The sequence below is a fragment of the Streptomyces sp. NPDC038213 genome, from assembly GCF_055600495.1.
The window spans coordinates 58,791-83,271 of record NZ_JBVJYM010000026.1; the positions used below are offsets into that span (position 1 = coordinate 58,791).

The following is a 24,481-nucleotide window of genomic DNA, read 5'->3' on the forward strand; positions in this document are numbered from 1 at the left end:
GTGCCTTTTCTGTGCGCACCCGGGTTAACGTCCTCGCGATCATCAGTTTTTCCTCGTTCTTCGAGGTGTGCGAGTGCGATTGAATCTAGGGGGTGCCCGTTGATCAGCGATACGCATCGGCGCGGCCGTAAAATGCTGCGCTATATATCAGGCGGGCTGGTGCTTGCCATGTCCGTGACCGCGATGGAGGGGATGGCATCCGCCGCCGCCCAGCAGAACGCGGTCAAGGCGGCCGAGAAGGCCGTGGCGGCCGCCGCGCGGAAGGCGCCCGCCGCCGTGGCGCAGGCTGCCGACATCCCGTCGGCGCGGCTCGCGGCGCGGCTGTCAGGCAAGCGGGTGGAGGCGCTGTCGGAGCGCACCGAGTCCTCCACGACCTGGGTCAACAAGGACGGCTCGCTGACCAGCGAGATCTCCGGCGGCCCGATCCGCTTCCGCGACCCCGCCACCGGCGAGTGGCGCAACGTCGACGTCAGCCTGGCGGCCGGCGCGGACGGTTCCGTGGCCTCCAAGGCGCACCCCAGCGGGCTGCGCCTCACCGGCGGTACGGGGACCCGCGCTCCCTCTCTGAAGGCGGCGGCGAAGGCCCCGGCGACGGACCTGGTGACCCTGGGCGAGGGTGAGGACGCGATCACGCTCCAGTGGCGGGGCGGTCTGCCGAAGCCGGAGATCGACGGGACGCGGGCGACGTACGTGAACGCCGTGCCCGGCGCCGATGTGGTGGTCGAGGCCACCCGTACCGGCTTCGAGCAGTTCGTCGAGGTGAAGTCGCTTCCCGCGGCCGGGTTCTCGTACACGCTGCCGCTGCGCACCAAGGGCCTGAAGGTCACCGAGCAGAAGGACGGCAGCCTGCTCTTCACGGACCGCAGGTCCAAGAAGACGGCCACGATGCCCGCCCCGGTGATGTGGGACGCGTCCGTGGACCCGTCCTCCGGCGAGCACACCAACCGCTCCCGCGTCGCCATGAAGGCCGTCAAGGTCAAGGGCGGTGTCGACCTGGTCATCACCCCCGACGCCGAGTTCCTCGCGGACCCGGAGACCAAGTACCCGGTGACGGTCGACCCCTCGACCTCCACCCTCGGCAACCTCTTCGACACCTACGTCCAGCAGGGCGAGACCGTCGACTGGTCCGCCGACACCGAGCTCGACTTCGGCAACCCCGGCACGAAGAACGCCGACGGCACCTGGCGCACCGCCCGGTCCTTCATCACCTGGAACACCGCGCCCGTCGCCGACGCGCTGATCTCGTCCGCGACCCTGTCGCTGTGGAACTTCCACTCCGGCAACGCCCCCGAGTGCACCGGCCAGACCTGGGAGGTGTGGACGGCCAACAACGCCTCCACCTCCTCCCGCTGGACCACCCAGCCCTCGATGGTGACCAAGATGGCCACCTCCACCCAGACCAAGGGCAACCCGAGCTGCACCGCGGCCCCCGACGGCTGGATCACCGCGGACGTCAAGGACCTCGTCCAGCACTGGTCCAACAACAAGTGGGGCCACGCGGGCATGGGCCTGCGCGCCGCGGACGAGAACAACCTGAAGCAGTGGAAGCGGGTCAACTCCGCCAACGCCGCCTCGAACCCGCCCAAGCTGACGGTCACGTACAACTACCGCCCCCGCACGGGAACGAAGCAGGAGGCGGGCGCCCCCTTCTTCTCCTACGGCGGCGCCTACGTCGTGAACTCCACGACCCCGACGCTGCGCGACACCTTCATCGACGCCAACGGCGACAAGGTGCAGGGCGCGTTCCAGATCTTCGACAACGCCACCGGCGCCCAGGTCGGAGAGGTCCTGCGGTCCGGGTTCGTGTCCTCCGGACAGCCCGCCTCCGTCACCGTCCCCGCCGGGGTCCTGACCAACGGCAAGACCTACCGCTTCCGCACCTCCCCCTACGACGGCACCCACTACAACCTGGGCTGGTCCGCGGAGAAGACCTTCACGGTCGACACCACCGCCCCCTCCGCCCCCACCGGCATCACCTCCACCCACTACCCGCCGAACACCTGGGTCAAGGGCGCGGGCCAGGCCGGCACCTTCCAGGTCACCCCGCCCGCCACCGACCACAACTGGCTCGAGTGGTCCCTCGACGGAGTCACCTGGACCAAGGCCGCCACCGGCGGCACCGCCGGCGCCAAGGCCCTCACCGTCACCCCGCCCAAGGACGGCACCCACACCCTCCAGGTCCGCACCGTCGACAAGGCCGACAACAAGTCCGAGGCGATCGACTACACCTTCCACGCCGGACCCGGCGGCTTCGTCCAGCCCACCGAAGGCGAACGCACCGCCCGCCGCCTCCCCCTCACCGCCGAAGCCGACGCCACCAAGTACACCGCCGCCACCTTCTCCTGGCGCCGCTCCGCCGCCGACCCCTGGGTACAGATCCCCGCCGGGCACGTCACCTCCGGCGGCACCCCGCTCGGCTCCTGGCCCGTCCCGATGACCGGCGGCCAGAACACCCCCCTCGTCTGGAACACCACCGACACCGTCGACCCCGACGGCACCGTGCAGATCAAGGCCGACTTCACCGGCCCGAACTCCGCCGCGGGCGCCACCCAGCCGCTCACCGTGGTCGTGGACCGCAACGCCAACGGCGCCGCGTCCAGGGACGTCGGCCCCGGCTCGGTCAACCTCCTGACCGGTGACTACACCCTCTCCGCGAGCGACGTCGACGCGCTCGGCCTCGCCGTGGAGCGCACCGCCTCCTCCCGTACCCCGGGCAAGGGCGGCGCCCTGGAGGGCCAGGCCCCGATCTTCGGCAAGGAGTGGACCAGCGGCATCGTCGCCGAGCTGTCCGGCTCCTCCTACAGCCACGTCCGCAAGGTGTCCGACACGGCCGTGGCCGTGGTCGGCAAGGAGGGCGAGTCCACGCACTTCAGCGCGAACGCCGCCCGGACCGGCTGGATCCCGGAGCCCGGCGCCGAGGAGCTCACCCTCACCGGCTCGGTCGCCGGCACCTTCACGCTGACCGACACCGAGGGCAACTCCACCGTCTTCGCCAAGCCCGCGGGCGCCACCACCTGGCAGGTCAGCAGCAGCCAGAACGACGGCCAGGGCGACTCGGCCTCCGCGGTCGAGTCCGAGACCGTCGCGGTCGGCGGCAAGACCCTCGCCCGTCCGAAGCGCGTCTTCGCGCCGACCTCGGGCGCCACCGTCGCGCAGTGCAGGACCTCGGTCGCGACCAAGGGCTGCCGCGCGGTGGAGTTCGTCTACGCCACCGCCACCACCGCCGCCTCCGGCACCCTCGGCGACGTCTCCGGGCAGGTCAAGGAGATCCGCCTGTGGTCCACCGCGCCCGGCGCGGCCGCGGCCACCTCCAAGGCCGTACGGGCCTACGCGTACGACGCCGACGGCAGGCTCCGCGAGACCTGGAACCCGCTCCTCGGGCAGGCCACGGCCACCAAGTACGGCTACGACGCCGCGGGCCGGGTCACCGGCCTGACCCCCGCGGGCGAACTGCCCTGGACCTTCACCTACGGCCGGGCCGGCTCCGGCAGCACCGCCAGCGACGGCATGCTGCTGAAGGCCTCCCGCTCCGGCCTCAAGCAGGGCACCAAGGACGTCGAGGAGGGCACGGCCGCCACCAGCCTGGTGTACGGCGTCCCGCTCACCGGCTCCGCCGCCCCGCACAAGATGGGCGCCGCCGAGGTCAAGGCCTGGGGCCAGACCGACGCGCCGACCGACGCGACCGCCGTCTTCCCGGCGGACTCCGTCCCCTCCTCGCACGACGGCAGCGCCCTGACCGCCGGGAACTACGCCCGGGCCACGGTCCACTACCTCGGCAGCTCCGCCCGCGAGGTCAACAACGCCGCCCCCGGCGGCGACATCACCACCGCCGAGTACGACCGCTTCGGAAACGCGCTGCGCAAGCTGAGCGCCCGCAACCGCGACGTCGCCGTCGGCACCTCGCCGGCCGCGGCCGCCGCCCGCGCCGAGCTCGGCATCGGCTCCCTGACCGCCGCCGAGCGCGCCGAGCTCCTGTCCGCCCGCAGCGTCTTCGACGAGGACGGCACCCGCGAGCTGCAGGAGTTCGGTCCGCTCAAGCGGGTCGAGCTGACCGCCGACCTGAAGTCCGGCGCGACCACCCTGGTCGCCGCGGGCAGCTCCGTGACCGCCCGCCCGTGGACGGTCAACGAGTACGACGCCGGCCGTCCCACCGACGGCAGCGCCGTGGTCCGGAACCAGGTCACCAAGGTCACCACCGGCGCCCAGGTGCGCGAGCACCCCGGCGTCCAGGGCGAGCCCCGCACCGTCCAGACGGTCTTCGACTGGGCCAAGGGCATGCCGACCCGCACGGTCGAGGACCCGGACGGGCTCGCGGTCACCACGGTCGCCGAGTACGACGCCCAGGGCCGCGAGACCAAGCGGATCCTGCCCGGCGCCACGGCCTCCGAGGCCACCACGAAGGTGACGGCGTACTGGTCCGCGACCGGTACGGGCACCTGCCAGGGCCGCCCCGAGTGGGCCGACCTGGTCTGCTCCACCGGCCCGGCCGGCGCAGTCACCGGCGGCGGCTCCAACCCGTCCGCGCTGCCCGTCAGCACGGTCGAGTACGACTGGTGGGGCAACACCGCCAAGGTGACCGAGACGGCGAACGGCTCGACCCGTACGACCACGTACACGGCCGACGCCGCGGGCCGCCAGGCCACCTCCAAGGTCACCGGCGGGGTCGGCACGGCCAGCCCCGAGGCCGCGTACGAGTACGACGCGGTCACCGGCCGCGACACCAGGACGGTCTCGCCCACCGGCGGCACCCTGACCACGGCCTACGACAAGCTGGGCCGCCCGGTCTCGTACACGGACGCCGACGCCGGCACCACCACCACCGAGTACGACCTGCTGGACCGCCCCGTCAAGAAGGCCAACAGCATCCCGTCCACGGTGACCTACACCTACGACCACGCGGCCGAGCCGCGCGGCCTGGTGACCACGGCCACCGACTCGGTCGCCGGCGCCATCAGCACGGCGTACGACGCCGACGGCTCCGTCAGCAGCGAGCGCCTGCCCGGCGGCTACACCCTCAACCAGGCGCTCGACGCCGAGGGCAACGCCACCAGCCGCGTCTACACCCGCGACAGCGACGGCCTCGTCGTCCAGTCCGACAACGTCGCCCGCTCGATCCACGGGCAGGTGACCGCGGACTCGCAGGCCAGCGCCCAGCGGTACGGGTACGACGGCATCGGCCGCCTGACCTCCGTCGAGGACACGGCCGACGGCATCTGCACCGCGCGCACGTACACCTTCGACGCGCGCTCCAACCGCAAGACGCTCACCACGGCCACCGGCACCGCCGGCGCCGACTGCCCCACCAGCGGCGGCACGGTCACCTCGTACGCGTACGACAGCGCCGACCGGCAGGTGAACGCGGGCTACGCGTACGACGCCTTCGGCCGCACCACGGCCAAGCCCGGTGCGACCCTCGGCTACTACACCAACGACCGGGTCCGCCAGGAGACGGTCGGCAACCAGCGCCAGACCTGGGCGATCGACCCGAGCAAGCGCATCCGCTCCTGGGTCGTCGAGACCGGCGGCGGCTCCACCTGGACCGCCACCCAGTCGAAGACGAACCACTACGACTGCGCCTGCGACAAGCCCAGCTGGGTCGCCGAGGACAGCGCCGGATCCGTCACCCGCTACGTCTCCTCGGCGGACGGCGGCATCGCCGCCACCACCACGAAGACCGGCGGAACGGTCCTCCAGCTGAGCGACATCCACGGCGACGTCGCGGTCCAGCTCCCGCTGGCCGGCGGCACGCCGACCGTCCTCGACACCGACGAGTACGGCAACCTGCGGCCGGGCACCGAACAGGCCCGCTACGGCTGGCTCGGCGTACAGCAGCGCTCCGGGGACACCCTGTCCGGGCTGACCCTGATGGGCGCCCGCCTGTACGACCCGACCACCGGGCGGTTCCTGCAGAGCGACCCGCTCCCGGGCGGCGGCGCGAACGCGTACGGCTACCCGGCCGACCCGATCACCATGTACGACCTCACCGGCGAGTTCTGGGGCCGGGCGTGGAAGATCACGGTGTGTGCGGGTGCCGTGGCCTGGGTGCTCGGCACGGCGTACTTCGCCGCGGCCAAGGTGCGCGCGATCTGGCGGGCCATCAGGCGGATCGGCGGCATCCGGGCGGCGGTGAGCCGCGTGATGAGCGCGCCGAGCCGCTACCTGAAGATGCAGCGCATGGCGACGATCCTCATCACGACGGGTTCGGCCATCCTCGGCCTGGACTCCGTGTACGAGAAGTGCATCAAGGTGAAGTGGTAGCGGCCCCGGGCCGCACCTGCTGCACCTGCTGCACCTGCTGCACCTGCTGAATCGCAGCACCGCAGCACCACGGCCCCTGCCCCGTACGGCACACCCGTTCCGTACGGGGCAGGTGCCACCCCCGCCCCGGCCGCTCACCCCGGCCGGGGCGGGCCCGTACCCGCACCACAGGAGACGAGGCCACACGAGATGACCCACACGAGCGCCGCGGCCGCGGCAGCGGCCGGCAGCACGGCCGACCTGAACCCCGTACTGGTGAGCCTGCTGATGCTGTGGATGCTGGTCGGGCTGTCCTGCGTCGTGGCCGCCATCACCGTCTCCGTGCGCCGCAACCGGGCCGCGGCCCGGGACGGCCGGGCGCCCGCAACCGCCCCGCCTGCTGCGCCCGCGCCCTCGCCCGCGCCTGCGTGGAACCCCTTCCGCAAGCCGTTCTTCGAGGCGGCGGGGCTCGCGGCCCTCGTACACCTCGCGGTGGCCTGGCCGACCGGCCACCTCAGCGCCGGGTCCCTGACCTCCAGCGTGCTGCCCGTGGCCATGTGCGCCTCGGCCCTGGCCTACCTGCTGGCCATCCGGACCACCCCCGAGCGCGCGCTGCTCACCGCGTGCCTCTTCGCCGCCGCGGGCGCGGCCCTGAGCGGCGCGCTGCCCTCCTGAACCCGGGCTGGAAGGCCGTTGTCAGTCCCCTCTGCCACTCTGCCTGCATCGGCACCACGATGCGGAGAAACCATGGGCACTTGGGACATCGGTCCTTTCGACAACGACACCGCTGCGGACTTCTGCGGGCAGCTCGACGATGCGGCGCCCGACGCGCGCGAGGGCATCATCCGTGACGTCCTGTCCGTCGTCACGTCCACCACGGACTTCCTGGACTCGTACGACGCGGAGAAGGCCGTGGCGGCCGCGGCGCTGATCGCCTCGCAGTGCCCGGGCGGGGCGCCGGCCACCTCCGCGTACGCACCGGACGGCGGCCTCCCCGACCTGACCGGCCTGCGCGAACCGGCCCACCGGGCGCTGGAGCGCGTCCTCACCGAGCCCTCCGAGCTGTTGGAGCTGTGGGAGGAGGGCGACGCGGGCCCCTGGCGCGCGGGCATCCGCGAACTGCAGCGCGTCTGCGGGCAGCAGATACCGGTACCGGCCGAGTCCCCGCGGGCGGGCGGAGCCCCCCGGTGACCACGGACACAAGCACGGACGCGGGGGCGCGCGCGGACACGAGCACGGGCGCGGACGTCCGGCCGCCCCTGCGGCTGGGCGGCGGTCCGGCCACGGCCGGGGAGTGGCTGCGGGCGCTCGGGGAGCACGGGCACACGGGCCTGCTGCCGCTCCTGCTCGACGCCCTGGACCCGGACGACGAGGAGTTCCGCCCCTGGGGTTCGGGGGAGCTGATGCCCGACCGGATGTCCTCCCCCGCGGACCACGACCCGGCGGCCGTCCTCTCCGACTGGTGGACCGCGACGACCTCCGACGACACGGGCGAGCCGGGCGAGCCGGGCGAGCCGGACGAGCCGGACCACACGAACCACCCGGACCACTCAGCCGCCCCCGATCCCGAGACCGCCCCCTTCGGCCGTGCCTGGCCCGGTCCCGCACCCGCCGGGGAGCCTTCGGCCGACCCCGACCGGATAGCCGCCGAGTATGCGCGGGCCTTCCTCTCCTTCCGGCCCCGGACCCGTATGGGCCTGGTCCCCGCGGCCTCCGGCGCCGAGGCACTGGCCGCCGCGGGCTGGACCGGTCCGCTCAACCACGACAACGACACGGGCAGGATCGCCGCGGTCGTCCGGGACTGGGAGCACCGCTTCGGCGCCCGCGTGGTCGCCGTCGGGTTCGCCACGCTGCACCTCAGCGTGGCGGCGCCGCCGACCGGGGAGCGCGAGGCGCTGCTGGTAGCGGCGGAGCACTTCGCCTTCTGCCCGGACAACGTGCGCCAGGGCCAGGCCCCTTACACCCTCGCCGCGTACGCGGAGCGGATCCGGGGCGCGCACCAGTGGGACTTCTGGTGGGACTGAACCCGCCGTCCGCGGGCGGGGGTTCCTGCATCGGGCCGCACGGCGTCCCGGCGGCGGCCCACGGCGTGCAGGCCGTCTCCACCAGGCAGGCCGAAAGGCCCTCCCGGCCTGTCCGCGTGGTGCCTTCCCAAGCCCCCCTCCTGCGGGCAACGCTCTACGGAGGCCGAGCCGCAAGCCCTCGCCCCGCAGGAGGCGGATCCCGATGGTGCACCCCGGAATCCAGCCCGGCGCGCAGCCCGCAGGACCGCCCGGAGCCCTGGACGGGGCCGCCGCAACGGTTGCGGGGGCGGCGGCCCACCGGCGCCTGCGGCCCCTCGCCGCCGTGCTCGCGGCGCTGCTGGTGGCGCAGAGCGGTACGAGGATCTCGGGGATCGCGATCCCGTGGTTCGTCCTGGTCACGACCGGCAGCGCCACCCAGACCGGCCTGATCGCCTTCTGCGAGATGGGCCCGTACGTCGCCCTCAAGGCCTTCGCCGGACCGCTGGTCGACCGGGCCGGGCCGCGCCGGATCTCCTGGATCGCGGACGTGGTCAGCGCGGCCGCCGTGCTCCTGATCCCCCTGCTGCACGCGGGCGGTCGGCTGTCCTTCACCACCCTGGCCGTGCTGGTCGCGGTGATCGGGGCGGTGCGCAGTCCCGGGGACCTGGCGAAGGACGTGATGATCCCGGAGGCCGCGGCCCGCAGCCGCGTCCCCCTGGAGCGGGCCACCGGACTGGAGGGCGTGGTCGAACGCCTCTCCGGCACCGTGGGCCCCGCGGCCGGCGGCGCCCTGGTCGCCCTCGTGGGCCCGATGGCCGGCCTGGTGGTCAACGCGGCCTGCTTCACCCTGGGCACCCTGATCATCGCGACCGCCCTCCCCCGCGACATGGCCCGCCGCCCCCACAAGCCCACGTCCGCGGGCGCCGGCCACGAGGGCTACTGGCAGAGCCTCCGCCAGGGCCTCGCCTTCCTCCGCAGGGAGCCCCTGCTCCTCACCCTCAGCGCGATGATCTGCGTCACGAACGTCCTCGACGCGGCCTGCGCAGCCGTGTTCGTGCCCGTCTGGGCCAAGGAGTCGGGGCACGGGCCCGCCGCGATCGGCCTGGTGTGGGCGACGTTCAGCATCGCGGCCACGGTCGGCAGCCTCACCGCCGCGGCCCTCGCCCACCGGCTGCGCCGCCGACCGGTCTTCTTCCTCGGCTGGCTGGTCACGGGCGCACCCCGCTTCCTCATCCTCGCCACGGACGCCCCGCTGTGGCTGGTCGCGGCGGTCATCGCCGTCGGCGGCCTGGGCGGCGGCTTCATCAACCCGATCGTCGGCGCGGTGATGTACGAGCGGATCCCCCCGGACATGGTCGGCCGGATCCGCGGCCTCACCCAGGGCATCACCTGGTCCGGCATCCCCCTGGGCGGCCTACTGGGCGGCGCAGCGGTAGCCGCCGCAGGCCTGCCCCCGGTCCTCCTGACCGCCGCAGCCGTCTACTTCCTCACCACCAACCTCGCCTCTCTACGCCCGGAATGGCAACAAATGGACCTCCACCGCCGCCGTCCGGAACACCCCGCCCCAGCAGCTCCGGTCAGATCCCGATGACGGGGCGGACGCTCAGGCCCTCGCAGTCGCCGTCGCCCGTGTGTCCGTACACGAACTCGGTCATGGCGGGGTTCGTGTGGGCGGTGGCCAGGGGGAGCCAGGCGAGGAGGGTGCCGTAGCCCCCGCAGACGGACTCGCCGCCGTCGCCGCCGTGGACGGCCGTGCGGTCGCTCGTCACCTCCGCGCTGTACGTGTCGTACGCGATGCGCAGGCCCAGGGCGTTGGGGCGGGAGTGGGGGCCGGAGCGGTCCCCGTACGGGATGCGGTCGAGGGGGCAGGCGTCGCCCCAGTGGAACAGGGTGTCCGCCCCGGCCCCGCAGGCGTGCTCCCACTCGTCGGAGGTGGGCATCCGCAGTCCGCGGCCGGCCAGCACCTCCGGCATCACCGCGGGCTCGTCCGTGAGCTCCTCGTCCTCCACCGCCATCAGGACCGCAGGGAGCCGGACCCGCCGCCGCGGGCTCAGCACCTCGGCCAGGTGCTCCCGGAGCGTCGCCGCCTGCCCGAACCCGTTCGCCGCGCTCGCCGCGTAGTCCGCCTCCTGCCCGGGCTCCGGCCGCCACGCCTCCGCATCGAAGCCCAGCACGACCTCACCGCCCGGTACGAGTGCGAACTCCTGCCCCGCACGCTCGATCCGGACCCGGTGCAGCGCCCCGCCGCCCTCCTCCGGTCCCTCGACGGCCGCCACCTGCCCGCCCACGGCCCGAGCCGCCTCCTCCGCGAGGCGCCGGGCACCGGCCAGGTCGACGGTCCGCCACTGTTCGAGGGTCAGGCAGGAGAGCCGGGTGCCGGAGGGGAGGGATGAGGGCGAGGGCGAGTACGGGGAGAGGGGTGCGGAAGAGGTCATGGGGCGCAGTGTTGCAGGGGGGACTGACAACTCCCCCGCCACCGCTGCCGTTTCCGGCCGACGGCCCGGGTCAGGGGCGGATGAGGCGGGTCCGGGCGAGGATCGGCGGGGAGGTGGGATCGTCCGGCAGGACGACGAGGTACCTCCAGCCCCCGCCTCCCGCCCCCGCTTCCGATTCCGATTCCACCCCCGACTCGGCCTCCGCCACGTCGACTTCTGCCAGCCCGACGGGCCGGGCCCCGGCGGCTGCGAGGGCCTCCAGGGCCTCGTCCGCGGACCCGGCCCGGGTTCCGGAACCGGTGCCGGCGACCGGTCCGCCGAGCTTCGCCGCGTACGAGGCGGCAAGCCCCGCCCCCGGCCCGCTGACCCACGTACGCACCTCCGCGCCCCGGTGCAGCGCGGCGAGCAGGTCGTCCCGTACGGCTCCGGGTTCCGCGGACAGCAGCAGGCCGTACAGCCGTTCCGCCGCACCCGGCAGCGGGGGCGCAGCCTGCGCCGCCGCCCGGCAACGGCGGCACGCGTGCAGCGCTTCGGGAGTGAAGGCGTGCAGGTAGGCGGTGGTGCTCCGGGCCGAGATCCCGCACAGCGTCCCGCGCCGCGGCCCGACCGCGTGCTCGACCCCGGGCGCACCGGCCACCTCGCAGGCCCCGAACCGGGCGGGCTCCCGGCGTGCCGCGAAGGGCCCGCCGTCATCAGGGGAGTCGTTCACGGAGAGGAGGGTGCCACACCGCGTACGCGCCGAAGGCACTTGGGTACGGTGGGCGGACCCCTACCGCCCCGCCGATCCGCCGCTGCCTGTACCAGGGCCCGGCCCCACGACAGGAGTCCGCCCGTGCGCCGTCGTCCGCTGCTGCTCATACTCGCCCTGGCCGTTCTGGCGGGCGCGGCGGCCGCTGTGGCCGTATGGGACACGGGTCCCACGCGCGCGAGCGGGAAGCCGCTCACCATGGCGCAGCTGATGGCCGTTCTTCCGCGCGGAAAGGACGTTCCCGGCTACAGGGCGAAGTTCGAGCTCCCGGGTGTCGGGCGGGAACCCACCCCCACCCACCACTGCGGAAAGGTCTCGTTCGCCCTCTGGGCGCACGACCGGATGCCCCTCGCGTCCACCCGCGTCGTACTGACACCGGTCGAGACCGGTCAGGGCGACCTGCACGCGGCGGAGTCGTACAGCTACGCCCCGGCCGACGCACAACGGATCATGTCGGAGCTGCGGGCCTCGATCCCCGCATGCGCGCACTACAACACCTTCTACGCGGACAACTACCTGCGGTTCGGAACCCGCCCGGCGCAGCCGCAGTTCGACGTGGGCGACGATGTGGTCAGCTACCGCTTCCTGACGCCGCCGGAGGGGCACTTGGACCTCACCGGCTCGGGCGTCCCCCTGCCGCCGGGCCCGCTCCAGTCACCGGGCTTTCTGAGGACGTTCGTCCGGACGGGAGGTGTGATCACCTTCTACGGGGGCACGGTCCCGAAGGCGATCGCGGAGGAGTTCGACGAGCGGCTGCGGAAAGCGGCCAGCACCGGCGGCTGAGGACCGTCCCGGGGAGGTCCCTTAGGGTGCAGCCATGGCTAACTATGTGCTGGTTGCAGGTGCAAGGCTCGGGGCGTGGGCGTGGGATGACGTGGTGCCGCATCTGACGGCGGCCGGACACGGTGTCCACCCTCTGACGCTGTCCGGTCTCGCCGAGAAGCAGGGCGTGCCCGCAACGCAGCAGACCCACGTCCAGGACGTCGTCGACGAGGTCGAACGCCGGGACCTGCGCGATGTCGTCCTGGTGGGCCACAGCTACTCGGGCATTCCGGTGGGCCAGGCCGCGGAGCGGGTCGTGGACCGTCTGGCGGGCGTGGTCTTCGTCGACTCCAGCGTGCCGGCCGACGGCGAGCCGTTCGTCGCCTCCTGGCCGGACGGCGGGGTGATGATGAGGGCGTCGATCGCGGAGAACGGGGGGGGTCTGGCCGGTCGCGTCCGCGACCCACTTCCAGGACCACGGTCTCAGCGAGGAGCAGATCGACCGGATCGTCCGCGGCTCGACGCCGCACCCGGGCGCCACGCTGACCGAACCGGCGCGGCTGGAGCGGCCGCTCGGCGACCTCCCGGCCACGTACGTCAAGTGCACGCTCGGCGACCCCGAGCCGAGCGAGGACGTGGCAGAGCTGCTGGTGGGCGGGAACTGGCGGCTGGTCGAGCTGGACACCGGCCACTGGCCGATGTTCTCCCGGCCGCGCGAACTGGCGCAGATCCTCCTCGACGCCGTCGGGAAGTGACCCCGGTCCCCGCGGTTCAGCCGGTGAGCGCTTCCTCGGCGGCGCGGAAGGACGCCTCGACCGTCTCGGCGTCGTACGGTACGAAACCGGAGAAGAGGACCGGGGCGTCCCTCGCGGGCCGGTAGCCCAGCAGGAGGTCCAGGGCGGCCGTGCGGAGCCGGGCCGGAGCCTCGGTGGCGGCGATGAACAGCGGTGTCGGCAGGTGGTCCCGCCGGGCGATCACGCGGGTGCTTCCGGCGTTGGCCGGGTCCTTCAGCCAGACGTCCTCCTGGATGAACGTCGCATCCGCCGCACCGGCCACCACCGCCTGCACCTGCCCCTCGTAGGGCGGTGTGACGACGATGTCACCGAAGAACTCGTCGACGCGTCCTCCCAGGTCGTGGACCAGCAGGGTCGGCGCGAGGAAGCTCGTGGTGCAGAAGCGGTGGGCGATGGCGAGCCTCCGGCCGCGCAGTTCCGCCGGGGCGTCGACCCCGCTGTCCGCGGCGACGATCAGCACGCTCGGGATGCCGGTCGTGCCGTCCGCCGCGTACACGGCACTGGCGATTGGCTCGTAGGCGGGGTCGTTGCGCAGGTAGAAGTAGTTGAGTACGGGGAGGTACGAGAAGGTCGCCCGGTGCTCTTCGAGCGCCTCGGTCAGGGGAGCCATGTCGCCGTGGAATCCGGTGACGTCGATGCCGTTCTCCCCGATGAATGCGGACCATTGCGGCGAGTCGGTCTCCAGCCTCAGATTCGCGTCGTACAAGAAGGTCGCATTCATGGGTCCTCCCGCGGAGCTGGAGCGCGCGACTCACCCCTCCCGTCCAGTCTTGCCCGGCGCGAGAGGGCCTGCACGTCCTCGGCGGGGGCCGGTCCTCGGGGCGGGCGGGAAGAAGCGCGAACTGCCGTACAACCGTCCGGGCCCCTCGCAGGTCCAACCCCGTGATCGACAGCAGTTCACAGGGGAGAAGAGGTGTCCCGTTCCATGGGCGCACACACGCACGTACACGGCCGCAACCGCAGGCGCGGCCGTCCCGCGGCCGCGATGACCGTCGCCGCACTGATCGCCTCCGGCGGCCTCGCGCAGCCGGTGCTGGCCGCCACCGGCCCGGCCCTGACGAGCAGCGCGTCCGCGGGGGCCGCGCTGCCGCCCTGGAACCGGCCCGTCGCCCTGCCTGGCCACACCTCGGAGGCGTGGAAGACCCGGATCGCGATCGCGGCCGACGGAACCGCGGTCGCGACCTGGATGGCCAGCGGCAATGACCTCGCGGACTACATGTACGCCTCCATCAGGCCGCCCCACGCACGGAAGTGGAGCGCGCCGCAGAAACTCAACGACCAGGCCGTCACGTCCATCGACCTCGTGGCGGGCACCGACGGCAGCGTGACGCTGCTGTGGGCGGAGGGTTTCGACGACCCGGTCGGCTACTCCGGCCCCGACAGCCTGACCGCCGCCACCCTGCTGCCCGGCTCGACGACCTGGGCAAAGCACACGCTCCTGGAGCCCGGCAGCACGGGGGAAGACGACAACATCCAGTCCGCCCGGCTCGCAGCCGGTCCGCAGGGCACCGTGACGGCCGTGTGGGAGCGGGGCCGGCACCTGGACGACATGGGAAACACGGACTCCCACCGGACGATCAGCACCGCGAGCCGTACCGCCGACGGCACCTGGTCGGCCCCCGTCGACGTCGCCAGCGCGCCGGACCACGGGGTGGGTTCCCCGGACGTCGCGGTGGACACCCGCGGCACCGCCGTGATCGCCTACCTGGCCGACGGCGCCGCAGGCCGGTACACCGTCAAGACCGTCACCCGCCCCGGTCCGGCCGCCCCCTGGGGCGCCCCCGTGGCGGTGACGGCACCCGGCACGGTCACCGCCGCCCCCAGCATCGGGTCGGGCCCCGACGGCTCCCTCGCGCTGACCTGGCTGGAGGGCAACCCCAACGAGACCGCCAAGCGGGGTATCCGCGCCACCGTCCGCAAGCCGGGGGCGGCGGCCTGGGGCCCGGTCCTGAACGTCCCGTCGAACGCCCTCTTCGAGTCGGTTCCGTCGCCGGAGCCGCTGATCGCGCCGGACGGCGACGTGACGCTGGTGTGGCAGGACTGGGCCGGCGACCGGGACCGGGTCACCTCGGGCTTGTACACCGCCAGCCTGCGCGCCGGCTCCGCCGCCTGGGCCAAGGAGGCCTACCTCGATCTCGGCGGCCGCGACACCCGGCTGCAGAACGCCGCGATCGGCCCGGACGGCACCGTGCGCGTCCTGTGGGAGGAGGACATCACCGCGGGCGGCACCACCCAGCGCGTCCTGGGCCACGCGGCCCGCACCACCGCCGGCAACGCCTGGACCGCCCCCGGCACCGTCCCCGGCTCCGCCCGGCCCGCCGAGCCGCGGTCCCGCTTCTGGCAGGAGGGTGCCGTCGCCGCCGGCCCCGGCGGATCGGCCGCAGCGATGTGGGAGCACGACTGGAAGACCCTCCACTCCTCCGACACCCTCAGCGCGTCCCTCGCGGTGACGCAGGCCGCCGTCCCCGCTGCGGCCGTACTCGGGGGCAAGACCGCCGCCTGGGCCCCGGTCTGGACGCTGAACCGGCCCGCGGCCTCGTGGTCGGTCACCCTCACCGACCCCGTGACCCGCAAGGCCGTCCGCACCTACCAGGGCAGCGCCCAGGGGAACAAGGTCACGGCCGCCTGGAACGGCCGCACGGACGAAGGACCCCTGGCCCCGAACGGCCGGCTCGGCTGGACCCTCGAGGCCACCCCGGCCGACGGCGGCACACCCGTCTTCCTGGCCGCGGGCGAGGTCGCAGTGACAGGTGGTGCAGCGGTGCACCGCGACTTCGGCGGGAAGACCGGTACGCCCGACGGCACGGGCGACATCATGTCCGTCAACGGCACCAGCCTGCGGACCGCGTACGGGCACTCCGGGATCGACAACTTCAGCGGCAGCAGCACCACGACCGGCTGGCCGAAGGGCTTCCGCCCGGTCCCGTTCGGCGACACCAACGGCGACCGGTGCAACGACACCCTCGTCCGCCACCCCGACGGCACGATGCGCCTCTACACCCCCGCCTGCGGAGCCGCCCTCAAGCCCACCACCAAGCACAAGGTCCTCGGCAAGGGCTGGAACGCGTACGACGTCATCACCGGCGTCGGCGACATCACCGGCGACGGCCGTCCCGACCTCGTCGCCCGCGAGCCCAAGACCGGCCGCCTGTACCTCTACACGACCACGGCCGCGGGCATCCTCGCCCCGCGGGTGCTCGTGGGCAGCGGTTACAACGAGTACAAGAAGATCGTCGGCAGTAACGGCTTCCTGATGCTCCAGGACAAGGGCAACGAGCTCTGGCTGATGCGCAGCAAGTTCCACGGCACGTTCGAAGCACGCGATCTGTGGCAGAAGAACTGGGGCGCGTCCTACAACGCCCTGGTCTCCGTCGGCGACCTGACAGGTGACGGCCGCTCCGACCTCGTCGCGCGCGACACCACCGGCGCCCTCTGGCGCATGGACACGAACTCCGTCAACAAGCCCGTGCGCATCGGCACCGGGTGGCAGGTCTACACCGGCGGCATCCACTAACACCGCACACCGGCCCGGATGTCCGTACAGCCATCCGGGCCCCGCACCGGTCGAACTCCCGTGATCCGCAACGCCAACCGCTTGAGCGGCGGATCGGGCTCGGGCACGGGGAAAGGAAAGACGCCTGATGGGCGCACGCATACGCACGCAGAGCCGGCTGGCCGGCGCGGTCGCCACCGCGGCCTTGGTCATCTCCGGCGGGCTGGTCCCGCCGCTCCTGGCGGCAGGACCGGCCGCCGCCGCCCCGGCGCCGCCGTGGAACCAGCCGGTCACGATCGCCGGCACGGAGGTGGTCGCGGGCGGCCTCCAGCAGGTCGTCATCGCATCGGACGGAACCGCCGTGGCGGTGTGGCCCGAGATCGTCTCCGACGATCTGCCGCCGACCTACTACACGGCCGTACGGCCCGCCGGAGCACGGAGCTGGGGCGCCCGTACCGCCCTGCGGACGGACAGCGTCCACCCCGGCTCCATGCGCCTGGCCGCCGCCACCGACGCCACGGTGACGCTGATGTGGATCGAACCCGGCAGCGCTGACGACGGCGACGGCCCCGGCGACGGCGGCCCCTCCTCCCTCGTGACCGCCACCCTGGACCGGGGAACCTGGTCGCGGCAGACCCTGGTGACCACCGAAGCGGGCCTGGAGATCACCGATGCGAACCTCGCGGCGGGCCCGGCCGGAACCATGACCGCCGTCTGGTCCGCGCACCCCTACACCGCGGGAGGCGGCGAGCCCGCCGCCTCCTCGATCGGCACCTCGGACCGGGAGATGCACGGGGACTGGTCCGAACCCGCCGAGATCCCCCTCGACCGCAAGGGCCGGGTGCACGGCGCCGGCGTCGCCATCGACAACGCCGGGCTGACCGTCGTCGCCTACCTGAGCACCGACGCCACCGGGTCCTGGCTGGTGAGCACCACCCGCCCCGCCCGCGGCAAGAGCTGGCGCCAGAGCGAGTCCGTGGACTGGCTGGGCAAGAACGCCACGGCTCCCAAGCTCGCCTCCGGCCCCGACGGCACCCTCGCCATGGCCTGGACCGACGGCGTCCCCGGCTACACCGACGCCCAGGGGATCAAGGTGGCCGTACGGTCGCACGGGTACCGGTACTGGGAGCCGGCCGAGGTGGTCCCCTCGTACGGCCAGGAGACCCAGCCCGAAGCGCCCGAGCCTTTCGTCGCGCCCGACGGGGACGTCACCGTCGTCTGGCAGGACCGGCGGGAGGCCGGGGAGGGCACGATCACCGGCATCCAGACCGCCACCCGGGGCCGCAGCCCGGGGAGCTGGGGGCGCGAGGCCTACCTCGACCTGAAGGGTGAGGACGCCTCCCTGGTGGATGCCGCGATCGGCCCGGACGGCACGCTCCGCGTGCTGTGGGAGGAGAACGTCGGCACCGGCGCCTCCGCCCGCCGCGTGCTGGGCCACGCAACCCGGACCTCGTCCGACGACGCGTGGACCGCACCGGCCGCGCTGCCGGGGGCCCTCGGCGCCCTCCCGGCGGACCTCTCCCTCTCCGGCGCCGTCGCCGCCGGACCCCGCGGCACGGCGGCCGTGCTGTGGCACAAGGGGGACGAGGAGTCACCGCTGTTCGCCTCCGACACCTTCACCCCCGTCGTCGCGCACCGCGACTTCGGCGGGAAGGCGGGTACGCCGGACGGTACGGGCGACATCATGTCCGTGAACGGCACGAGCCTGCGGACCGCGTACGGGCACCCGGGGATCGACAACTTCAGCGGCAGCACGACCACCACCGGCTGGCCGAAGGGCTTCCGCCCGGTCCCGTTCGGGGACACGAACGGCGACCGCTGCAACGACACCCTGGTCCGGCTGGCCACCGGCGAGATGCGCCTCTACACGCCCGCGTGCGGGGCCGAGCTGAAGCCGACCACCAAGCACCGGGTGCTGGGCAAGGGCTGGAACGCCTACGACCTCATGACCGGCGTCGGGGACGTCACGAAGGACGGCCGCCCCGACCTGATCGCCCGCGACCCCAAGACCGGCGGCCTGTACTTCTACACCACCACCGCCTCCGGGATCCTGTCCCCGCGCGTCCTCCTGAGCACAAACTTCAAGAACTACAAGAAGATCGTCGGCACGGGCGACCTCAACGGCGACGGCATCGGGGACCTGCTCCTCCAGGACACCGGCAACGAGCTGTGGCGCAGCTACGGGCTCGGCAACGGCAAGTTCGGCGCCCGCACCCTCCTCGCCAAGGACTGGGGCGGCTCGTACAACGCCCTCGTCGGCATCGGCGACCTCACCGGCGACAGCCGCGCCGACCTCGTCGTCCGCGACACCGCGGGCGCGGTCTGGCGCTACGACGGCACCGGCCGCGGGACCTTCGGCGGACGCGTCAAGCTCGGCACCGGCTGGCAGGTGTACGCGGGAGGCATCCACTAGGCGGTACGGCCGCTCGGGCGGTGGCCCGGGCGGCCTTGCCGGTCACGGCCGGTCGTGGGTGATCAGGTCGCCCGGCTGGCAGTCCAGGGCCTCGCAGATCTTCGACAGGGTCGAGAAGCGGATGGCCTTGGCCCGGTCGTTCTTGAGGATCGAGAGGTTCACCACCGTGATGCCCACCCGGGCGGACAGTTCGGTGAGGGTCATGCCGCGCTCGGTGAGGATCTGGTCGAGGTGGATGCGGATGGAGTGGGGTTCCTCTTCGGATGCGGATGCGGCGGCCATCGGGTCAGATCGTCCCGTCCAGGTCCTCCTGCATCCGCGCCCCCTGCCGCATGACCGCCCCCATGATCACGGCGGCGAGGCCGGGCAGGAGGAGTTCGACCGGCCCGGCGAAGGCGGGGCCGACCCCCTCGTCGGGGACCATGCTGGCGACGAGCCAGGAGTGGGTCACGCCCGTTCCGTAGCCGGTCACGACCGTGCCGACGGCCAGCCACCAGCCGAGGAAGGTGAGCCGCCCGGCGGACTTCTGCGTGAACGGCCCGCTGTTGAGCATCGTGTCCAGCATCCGGGAGAACAGGATCAGGGCCACGGCGGCGAACAGCAGCCACGGGAGTTCGCTGCCGAGGTCCGCGGCGCGCTGTCCGGCGCTGGGGGCGTCCTGGCAGAGCCGCACCATGCTGCTGGAGGCCTTCACCCCCGCCGCGACGGGCAGTTCCCCGTCGAGTGCCGCGTTGGCCCAGTACCCCGTCTGCACGCAGACGGCGCCGTCGTCGGCGATGCGGAAGACCGCGGTGCCTATGAAGCTCAGCGCGCTGAGCAGTCCGAAGCCGAACGCCGCCGACGAGAGGATCCCCGTCATCCGCTTGTTCATCGAGCCTTGCCTCTCCCCTATCGAATATCGATAGGGGAGAGGTTAGGGGGCATATCGATAATCGACAAGTCCCGGGGTGGCCGGGGCGTCGGGAGCCGGTCGGGGCACCGCGAAGAAGGCCGCGGCGGCGAGGGCGGCCACGCCTGCCGCGCAGGTCAGGGCCCCGGGGACGGACCAGAGGGCCAGCGGTCCGCCGACCGCCGCCCCCAGGGCGTAGCCGGTGATCTTCAAGCTGGCGCCGGTGGTGAAGATCTGCGCCCGCAGGTGCGCGGGGGCCTCCCGGTGGCGTACGGCGAACAGGGCCGTCAGCTGCGGCCCTTCGCCGGCCCCGGCGAGGAGCAGCGCGGCGACCAGCGCGAGGGGATGCGCGTAGAGGGCCAGCAGCAGGGCGGCCGCCTGGAGGAGGGCGCTGGCCCAGACGACCGTGTCGGGGGCGAGGGCCCGCGGGAAGCGGGCGAGCGCGGCCCCGGCCAGCAGGGCGGAGACCGCCGTGCAGGAGAGGAGCGCGGCTCCGAGGCCGGGCCCGCCGAGGACGCTCGCGCCGAGGAGGGGGATGCAGGCCGTCATCATGCCCTGGGCGGCGCAGGAGAGTACGGAGGTGAGCGTCACCCGGGCGAGCGCGGGCCGCCGTACGAGCACCCGGAACCCGGCGACGAGGTCGGCCCCCAGGGCGCGTACGGGGTACGGGACCCCGCGCACCCCCGCCGCCGTCACCCCGCCCCCACTCGCGCCCGCGCCCCCACCCGCGGCGCCCGTACCCCCGGGCAGGAGCCAGGCCGCCGGGAGGGCTGCGGCGACCAGGGCGGCGGAGGCCGCCACCGCCAGCGGGGCGCCCAGGGCCTCGGCCGCGAGCCCGGCCAGGGCCGGGCCCGCGAGGCCCGCGGCGCTGAAGGTCATGCCGTCGAGCGCGTTCGCCCGGGGCAGGCGCGCGTCCGCGACCACGCGGGGGAGTTGGGCGGTCCAGCCGCCCGACAGGGCGGGTCCGAACAGGCCCGTCAGCACCGCGAGGCACAGCGTGGCGGCGAACGGCAGCCGCCCCAGGCCCGCGAGGACCGCCCCCAGCCCGGCCGCGTACAGAACGAGCGCCGCGGCCAGCAGGCGTCCCGGCCGCCCCGCCCGGTCCAGGAGCACCCCCAGGACCGGCCCGCCGACAGCAGCGGAGACCGTGACGGCCGCCAGCAGCGCGGAGGCCTCGACCACCGATCCGGAGAGGGCGAACCCCGCCAGCATCAGCGCCGGCCCCGACATCTCGTCCCCGGCCCGGGCGGCCACCGCCCCGGCGAGGTACGTACGCAGCGCGTAACGCTTTCCCATGAGCGGGACGTTACGGAGGTAACTCAAAACTCCACAAGATGCGTTACATTCGGCCCGTGTACCCCACCCCCGGTATCCCGGCCCCCGCATCCGCCGACCGGTCCACCCGGCACTCCGTACTGGCCACGGCCCAGCGCACCGCCGCCCTGCTCAACGCCCTCGCGGACGCGGACCCGGGCCGGAAGCCCGCTGCGGCCGCCCCGCCCTCCCCGGAGGCCCTCGCCGCCGTGCTCCGCGCCTACGGGGAGCCGGAGCCGGTCGAACTGACCCCCGCCGACGTCACCGCGATGCGCGCGGCGGCGGAACTCCTGCGCCCGGTCTTCGCCGCCGAGCACACCGACGGGGCCGCAGCCGCCCTCAACGGCCTCCTGGACAGGCACACCGGCACCCTCCGCCTCAGCTCCCACAGCGGCACCACCCCCTGGCACCCGCACCTCGACCGCGACGACGACGCCCCCTGGGACGAGTGGCTGCTCGCCTCCTCCTGCATGGCGCTGACCGTCCTCCTCTGGGACCACCAGCGCCCGCCCGGCCGGATCTGCGCCTCCCCCGCCTGCGGGAACGTGTTCGTCACCCAGGGCAGCGGCCCCGAACGCCGCTACTGCTCCCGCCGCTGCGCGACCCGCGAACGCGTCGCGGCGCACCGGCGCGCGCGGTCGGCGGCCGACGCGGACACGGGGACGGCCCCGGGGGCGGCCGCCGGGCCGGAGACGGCCGCCGGGCCGCCCGCCTGACCGTCAGGGGATCAGCAGCAGGGGCAGGGGCAGACGCGGCCGGCGGGGCCGTCGGGGCACCGGCCGCGGCGCCCGGGCGGCGCGCGGACCCCCCGCCCCGGAGCCGGCGGCGGCTGCGGTCGCGGTGACGACCGCGGTGGCGCCCACGGCGAGGGTGGTGATGAGGGCGACTGCCGCCCAGCCGACGGCAGTTCCGGCGGCTCCGGCAGCTCCGGCCGCCGGCGGTACGGGGAGCAGGGTCACGATCCTGGGTGCGGGCATGCCCGCATCGTTCCCGCACGGGCCGCAGGAGGCGGCCGCGGACGCGCGGGACGGGGCCGCGTCATCCGGCCGGGGCACGGAGCGCGGCCGCGGTTCGGCCGGGTGGCGCAATGTTCGCCCGGCGGGATTTCCCTCCGGGGGTGCCCGGCACCCAGGGTGGTCGCCGTGCCCTCCACCGCCCCCGCGCGCTCGTACTCCACCGCCGTGCACCCCCCTGCGCCCGCCGTGCACCCCGCGCCCCCGCCCCCGTACCCCTCGCCCGTCGGCCGGCTCTTCTCCGCGCTCCACGGCCGCAACCTGGTCTACAACGCCTGCTGGGAGGACCCGGCGCTCGACCGCGCCGCCCTCGGCCTCGGGCCCGGTGACCACGTCCTCGTCATCACCAGCGGCGGCTGCAACGCCCTCGACTACCTGCTCGCCGGAGCCGGCCGGGTCACGGCCGTGGACGTCAACCCCCGCCAGGGCGCCCTGCTGGAGCTCAAGCGGGCCGGCATCCGCCGCCTCTCGCACGGCGAGTTCTTCGAGCTGTTCGGGCGGGGCCGCTCGGCCCGCGCCCGCGAGATGTACGGGGACGCCCTGCGCGCGGAGCTGACCGCGCCCGCCCGCCGCTACTGGGACGGGCACATCGGCATGTTCGCGGGCAGCAGCGCCTCCCGCGCCGACTCCTTCTACTACCGGGGCACTTCGGGGCTGCTCGCGCGGGCGCTGATGCTCGTCCTGCGGCGCGTACAGGGCCTCGGACCGGCCTTCGAGGAGCTGTTCGCGGCGCCGACCCCGGAGCGGCAGCGGGAGGTGTACGAGTCCCGGCTGCGCGCCCCCCTGTGGACGGTGGCCCGGCTGGCCGCCCGCCCGACGGCGCTCTGCCTGGCCGGCGTACCGCCCCAGCAGCGGCGGGAGATCAGCGAGGAGTACCCGGGCGGGCCCGCGCGGCTCGTGCACGACGGGTTCGACGCCGTGTTCGGGCGGCTGCCGCTGGCCGACAACTACTTCTGGCGCGCGTACGTCATGGGCTCGTACACACCGGACTGCTGCCCCGAGTACCTCAAGGCGGAGAACTTCGCCCGGCTGCGGGAGGCCCTGCCCCGGCTGGAGGTGCGGACGGGGACCGTGACGGCCTACCTGCGCGGGGAGGGCCGCGCAGGCAGGGGCGGGGCGCGGGCCAGCGGCCCGGCGGGCGGCGGGTCGGCTGTGAACGGCCCGCCAGCGGAAGGCGGTTCGGCGGCGGGCGGGGTGACCGGTGTGCCTGGCGCGGCTGGCGTTTCAAAGTTTGTCCTGCTCGACCACATGGACTGGATGGGGTGGGCCGACCAGCCCGCGCTGGCCCGCGAGTGGCAGGCGATCCTCGGCGCCGCCCGCCCCGGGGCCCGGGTCATCTACCGCAGCGCCGGACTCCGCACCCGCTACCTGGACCCCGTGCGCGTGGTCCACGAGGGCCGTACGCGGCGCCTGGTCGACCTGCTGCACCGGCACCCCGAGCAGGCCCGCGCGCTGCACCAGCGCGACCGGGTCCACACCTACGGCAGCTTCCACATCGCGGACCTGCCGTGACGGCCCGGACCGCCCAGGGCGCCGGGAGCACGGCCGGCGGCCTCCGCGGGGAGCTGCGCACGGTCCGCCACATGGTGTTCCCCCGGACCCGCGGCACCACCGCCGCCGAGCGCATGGAGTCGTACTACGGGCCCACCGCGCACGTCTACGACGCCTTCCGCGCCGACGACCGGCTGCTGCACGGCCGCCGCGAGCTGATGCGGATGCTGCCGCTCTCGCCGGGCGACCGGGTGGTCGATCTGGGCGGCGGAACCGGCGCCAACATCGAGCACCTGGAGGAGAGTTCGCGCTCCGCGTGCAGCCGCATCACGGTCGTGGACGTGTCCCCCTCGATGCTGCGGGTGGCGCGCGGGCGCATCGAACGGCACGGGTGGCGCAACGTCGAGGCGGTGGCGGGGGACGCGACCCGCTACCGGCCCCCGGAGGGGACGGAACCCGCCGACGTGGTGGTCTTCTCGTACGTGCTGACGATGGTGCCGGACTGGTTCGCGGCCGTGGAGCGCGCGTACGCGCTGCTGCGGCCCGGCGGCACCCTCGCCGTCTGCGACTTCCACGTCGCGCGCAGGCGCCCGGCGCCGGGGATGGCCCGGCACGCGCTGTGGCGGCGGCACCTGTGGCCGCTGTGGTTCGCGCACAACGACGTGTACCTGTCCCCCGACCACCTGCCCTTCCTCCGGGCCCGGTTCGAGACCGTCCACCTCTCGGAGCGGCTGGCGCGGGTCGCCTACCTGCCCGCGCGCGTCCCGCACTACCTCTTCCTCGGCCGCAAGCCGACCGCCGTACCGGCACCGAGCCCGTCTCCCTAGCCGTACCAGTCCAGTCCAGTCCCGTCACCGCAGACCTGCCCCCGACCCCGGAGGACCGCCGC

General features: G+C 74.0%; 18 protein-coding genes and 1 pseudogene. 12 read left to right on the plus strand and 7 right to left on the minus strand.

What is annotated here, in order from left to right:
- Positions 1-168: 168 nt before the first annotated feature.
- The 5 genes from ACZ7JZ_RS27765 to ACZ7JZ_RS27785 all read left to right on the plus strand — a co-directional run bounded on the left by ACZ7JZ_RS27765 (position 169) and on the right by ACZ7JZ_RS27785 (position 9,831).
- A complete protein-coding gene (locus ACZ7JZ_RS27765; RefSeq protein ID WP_470943820.1) occupies positions 169-6,258 on the plus strand; it encodes an RHS repeat-associated core domain-containing protein in 6,090 nt (2,029 codons plus the stop codon).
- Positions 6,259-6,447: 189 nt separating this feature from the next.
- Positions 6,448-6,912 (plus strand): hypothetical protein, encoded by a 465-nt coding sequence (locus ACZ7JZ_RS27770; protein WP_470943822.1) that lies wholly within the window; start codon positions 6,448-6,450, stop codon positions 6,910-6,912.
- 72 nt (positions 6,913-6,984) lie between these two features.
- Positions 6,985-7,428 carry a DUF4259 domain-containing protein gene (locus tag ACZ7JZ_RS27775; protein ID WP_470943823.1) on the plus strand — a complete coding sequence of 148 codons (444 nt, stop codon included), beginning with the start codon at positions 6,985-6,987 and terminating at the stop codon, positions 7,426-7,428.
- Positions 7,425-8,261 (plus strand): DUF4253 domain-containing protein, encoded by an 837-nt coding sequence (locus ACZ7JZ_RS27780; protein ID WP_470943825.1) that lies wholly within the window; start codon positions 7,425-7,427, stop codon positions 8,259-8,261. Before ACZ7JZ_RS27775 ends, ACZ7JZ_RS27780 begins: the two co-directional genes overlap by 4 nt.
- 202 nt (positions 8,262-8,463) lie before the next feature.
- Entirely contained in the window at positions 8,464-9,831 is a 1,368-nt protein-coding gene (locus tag ACZ7JZ_RS27785; protein ID WP_470943826.1) for an MFS transporter, read from the plus strand.
- Here the strand turns inward: ACZ7JZ_RS27785 and ACZ7JZ_RS27790 are convergent.
- Together ACZ7JZ_RS27790 and ACZ7JZ_RS27795 are read right to left on the minus strand one after the other, a co-directional pair.
- Entirely contained in the window at positions 9,818-10,675 is an 858-nt protein-coding gene (locus tag ACZ7JZ_RS27790; RefSeq protein WP_470943828.1) for a hypothetical protein, read from the minus strand. The genes ACZ7JZ_RS27785 and ACZ7JZ_RS27790 overlap by 14 nt on opposite strands.
- Positions 10,676-10,745: 70 nt before the next feature.
- Positions 10,746-11,384, minus strand: a complete 639-nt coding sequence (locus ACZ7JZ_RS27795) for a hypothetical protein (protein WP_470943830.1) — start codon at positions 11,382-11,384, stop codon at positions 10,746-10,748.
- A 123-nt stretch (positions 11,385-11,507) separates the two neighbouring features.
- On the opposite strand from ACZ7JZ_RS27795, the gene ACZ7JZ_RS27800 reads away from it, so the two are divergent.
- On the plus strand, positions 11,508-12,206 hold the full coding sequence (locus ACZ7JZ_RS27800; RefSeq protein WP_470943831.1) for a hypothetical protein: 699 nt from the start codon (positions 11,508-11,510) through the stop codon (positions 12,204-12,206).
- 34 nt (positions 12,207-12,240) lie between these two features.
- Positions 12,241-12,819, plus strand: a pseudogene (locus ACZ7JZ_RS27805) (alpha/beta fold hydrolase); the annotation flags it as partial.
- A gap of 137 nt (positions 12,820-12,956) precedes the next feature.
- Here the strand turns inward: ACZ7JZ_RS27805 and ACZ7JZ_RS27810 are convergent.
- A complete protein-coding gene (locus ACZ7JZ_RS27810; RefSeq protein WP_470943833.1) occupies positions 12,957-13,700 on the minus strand; it encodes a phosphate/phosphite/phosphonate ABC transporter substrate-binding protein in 744 nt (247 codons plus the stop codon).
- Positions 13,701-13,904: 204 nt separating this feature from the next.
- On the opposite strand from ACZ7JZ_RS27810, the gene ACZ7JZ_RS27815 reads away from it, so the two are divergent.
- Together ACZ7JZ_RS27815 and ACZ7JZ_RS27820 are read left to right on the plus strand one after the other, a co-directional pair.
- Positions 13,905-16,493 carry a hypothetical protein gene (locus ACZ7JZ_RS27815; protein WP_470943834.1) on the plus strand — a complete coding sequence of 863 codons (2,589 nt, stop codon included), beginning with the start codon at positions 13,905-13,907 and terminating at the stop codon, positions 16,491-16,493.
- A 127-nt stretch (positions 16,494-16,620) separates the two neighbouring features.
- Complete coding sequence (locus ACZ7JZ_RS27820) at positions 16,621-18,885, plus strand: FG-GAP repeat domain-containing protein (protein WP_470943836.1); 2,265 nt, start codon at positions 16,621-16,623, stop codon at positions 18,883-18,885.
- Between the two features lie 42 nt (positions 18,886-18,927).
- Here ACZ7JZ_RS27820 and ACZ7JZ_RS27825 read toward each other — a convergent pair whose 3' ends face one another.
- The 3 genes from ACZ7JZ_RS27825 to ACZ7JZ_RS27835 are packed head-to-tail and all read right to left on the minus strand — an operon-like array spanning position 18,928 to position 21,070.
- Entirely contained in the window at positions 18,928-19,167 is a 240-nt protein-coding gene (locus ACZ7JZ_RS27825) for a helix-turn-helix domain-containing protein (protein WP_470943837.1), read from the minus strand.
- Positions 19,168-19,171: 4 nt separating this feature from the next.
- Complete coding sequence (locus ACZ7JZ_RS27830; RefSeq protein ID WP_470943838.1) at positions 19,172-19,756, minus strand: DUF2975 domain-containing protein; 585 nt, start codon at positions 19,754-19,756, stop codon at positions 19,172-19,174.
- Between the two features lie 42 nt (positions 19,757-19,798).
- A complete protein-coding gene (locus ACZ7JZ_RS27835; protein WP_470943839.1) occupies positions 19,799-21,070 on the minus strand; it encodes an MFS transporter in 1,272 nt (423 codons plus the stop codon).
- A gap of 38 nt (positions 21,071-21,108) precedes the next feature.
- Between ACZ7JZ_RS27835 and ACZ7JZ_RS27840 the strand changes: the two genes are divergently transcribed.
- Positions 21,109-21,804 carry a CGNR zinc finger domain-containing protein gene (locus tag ACZ7JZ_RS27840; RefSeq protein ID WP_470943840.1) on the plus strand — a complete coding sequence of 232 codons (696 nt, stop codon included), beginning with the start codon at positions 21,109-21,111 and terminating at the stop codon, positions 21,802-21,804.
- Positions 21,805-21,807: 3 nt separating this feature from the next.
- Here the strand turns inward: ACZ7JZ_RS27840 and ACZ7JZ_RS27845 are convergent, their stop codons facing one another.
- Positions 21,808-22,065, minus strand: coding sequence for a hypothetical protein (locus tag ACZ7JZ_RS27845; protein ID WP_470943842.1), 258 nt, complete (start codon positions 22,063-22,065; stop codon positions 21,808-21,810).
- A gap of 165 nt (positions 22,066-22,230) precedes the next feature.
- On the opposite strand from ACZ7JZ_RS27845, the gene ACZ7JZ_RS27850 reads away from it, so the two are divergent.
- Positions 22,231-23,613, plus strand: a complete 1,383-nt coding sequence (locus ACZ7JZ_RS27850; RefSeq protein WP_470943844.1) for a BtaA family protein — start codon at positions 22,231-22,233, stop codon at positions 23,611-23,613.
- The gene (locus ACZ7JZ_RS27855; RefSeq protein ID WP_470943845.1) at positions 23,610-24,419 is read left to right on the plus strand and encodes a class I SAM-dependent methyltransferase; all 810 of its coding nucleotides are present in this window, start codon (positions 23,610-23,612) and stop codon (positions 24,417-24,419) included. Before ACZ7JZ_RS27850 ends, ACZ7JZ_RS27855 begins: the two co-directional genes overlap by 4 nt.
- Positions 24,420-24,481 lie beyond the last annotated feature (62 nt).

Excerpts from the sequence above, each read along its gene's own strand:
- ACZ7JZ_RS27765 (WP_470943820.1), top strand. The coding sequence starts at position 169 with ATGTCCGTGACCGCGATGGAGGGGATGGCATCCGCCGCCGCCCAGCAG.
- ACZ7JZ_RS27770 (WP_470943822.1), top strand. The coding sequence starts at position 6,448 with ATGACCCACACGAGCGCCGCGGCCGCGGCAGCGGCCGGCAGCACGGCC.
- ACZ7JZ_RS27775 (WP_470943823.1), top strand. The coding sequence starts at position 6,985 with ATGGGCACTTGGGACATCGGTCCTTTCGACAACGACACCGCTGCGGAC.
- ACZ7JZ_RS27785 (WP_470943826.1), top strand. The coding sequence starts at position 8,464 with ATGGTGCACCCCGGAATCCAGCCCGGCGCGCAGCCCGCAGGACCGCCC.
- ACZ7JZ_RS27790 (WP_470943828.1), bottom strand. The coding sequence starts at position 10,675 with ATGACCTCTTCCGCACCCCTCTCCCCGTACTCGCCCTCGCCCTCATCC.
- ACZ7JZ_RS27810 (WP_470943833.1), bottom strand. The coding sequence starts at position 13,700 with ATGAATGCGACCTTCTTGTACGACGCGAATCTGAGGCTGGAGACCGAC.
- ACZ7JZ_RS27815 (WP_470943834.1), top strand. The coding sequence starts at position 13,905 with ATGGGCGCACACACGCACGTACACGGCCGCAACCGCAGGCGCGGCCGT.
- ACZ7JZ_RS27820 (WP_470943836.1), top strand. The coding sequence starts at position 16,621 with ATGGGCGCACGCATACGCACGCAGAGCCGGCTGGCCGGCGCGGTCGCC.
- ACZ7JZ_RS27825 (WP_470943837.1), bottom strand. The coding sequence starts at position 19,167 with ATGGCCGCCGCATCCGCATCCGAAGAGGAACCCCACTCCATCCGCATC.
- ACZ7JZ_RS27830 (WP_470943838.1), bottom strand. The coding sequence starts at position 19,756 with ATGAACAAGCGGATGACGGGGATCCTCTCGTCGGCGGCGTTCGGCTTC.
- ACZ7JZ_RS27835 (WP_470943839.1), bottom strand. The coding sequence starts at position 21,070 with ATGGGAAAGCGTTACGCGCTGCGTACGTACCTCGCCGGGGCGGTGGCC.
- ACZ7JZ_RS27840 (WP_470943840.1), top strand. The coding sequence starts at position 21,109 with ATGCGTTACATTCGGCCCGTGTACCCCACCCCCGGTATCCCGGCCCCC.
- ACZ7JZ_RS27845 (WP_470943842.1), bottom strand. The coding sequence starts at position 22,065 with ATGCCCGCACCCAGGATCGTGACCCTGCTCCCCGTACCGCCGGCGGCC.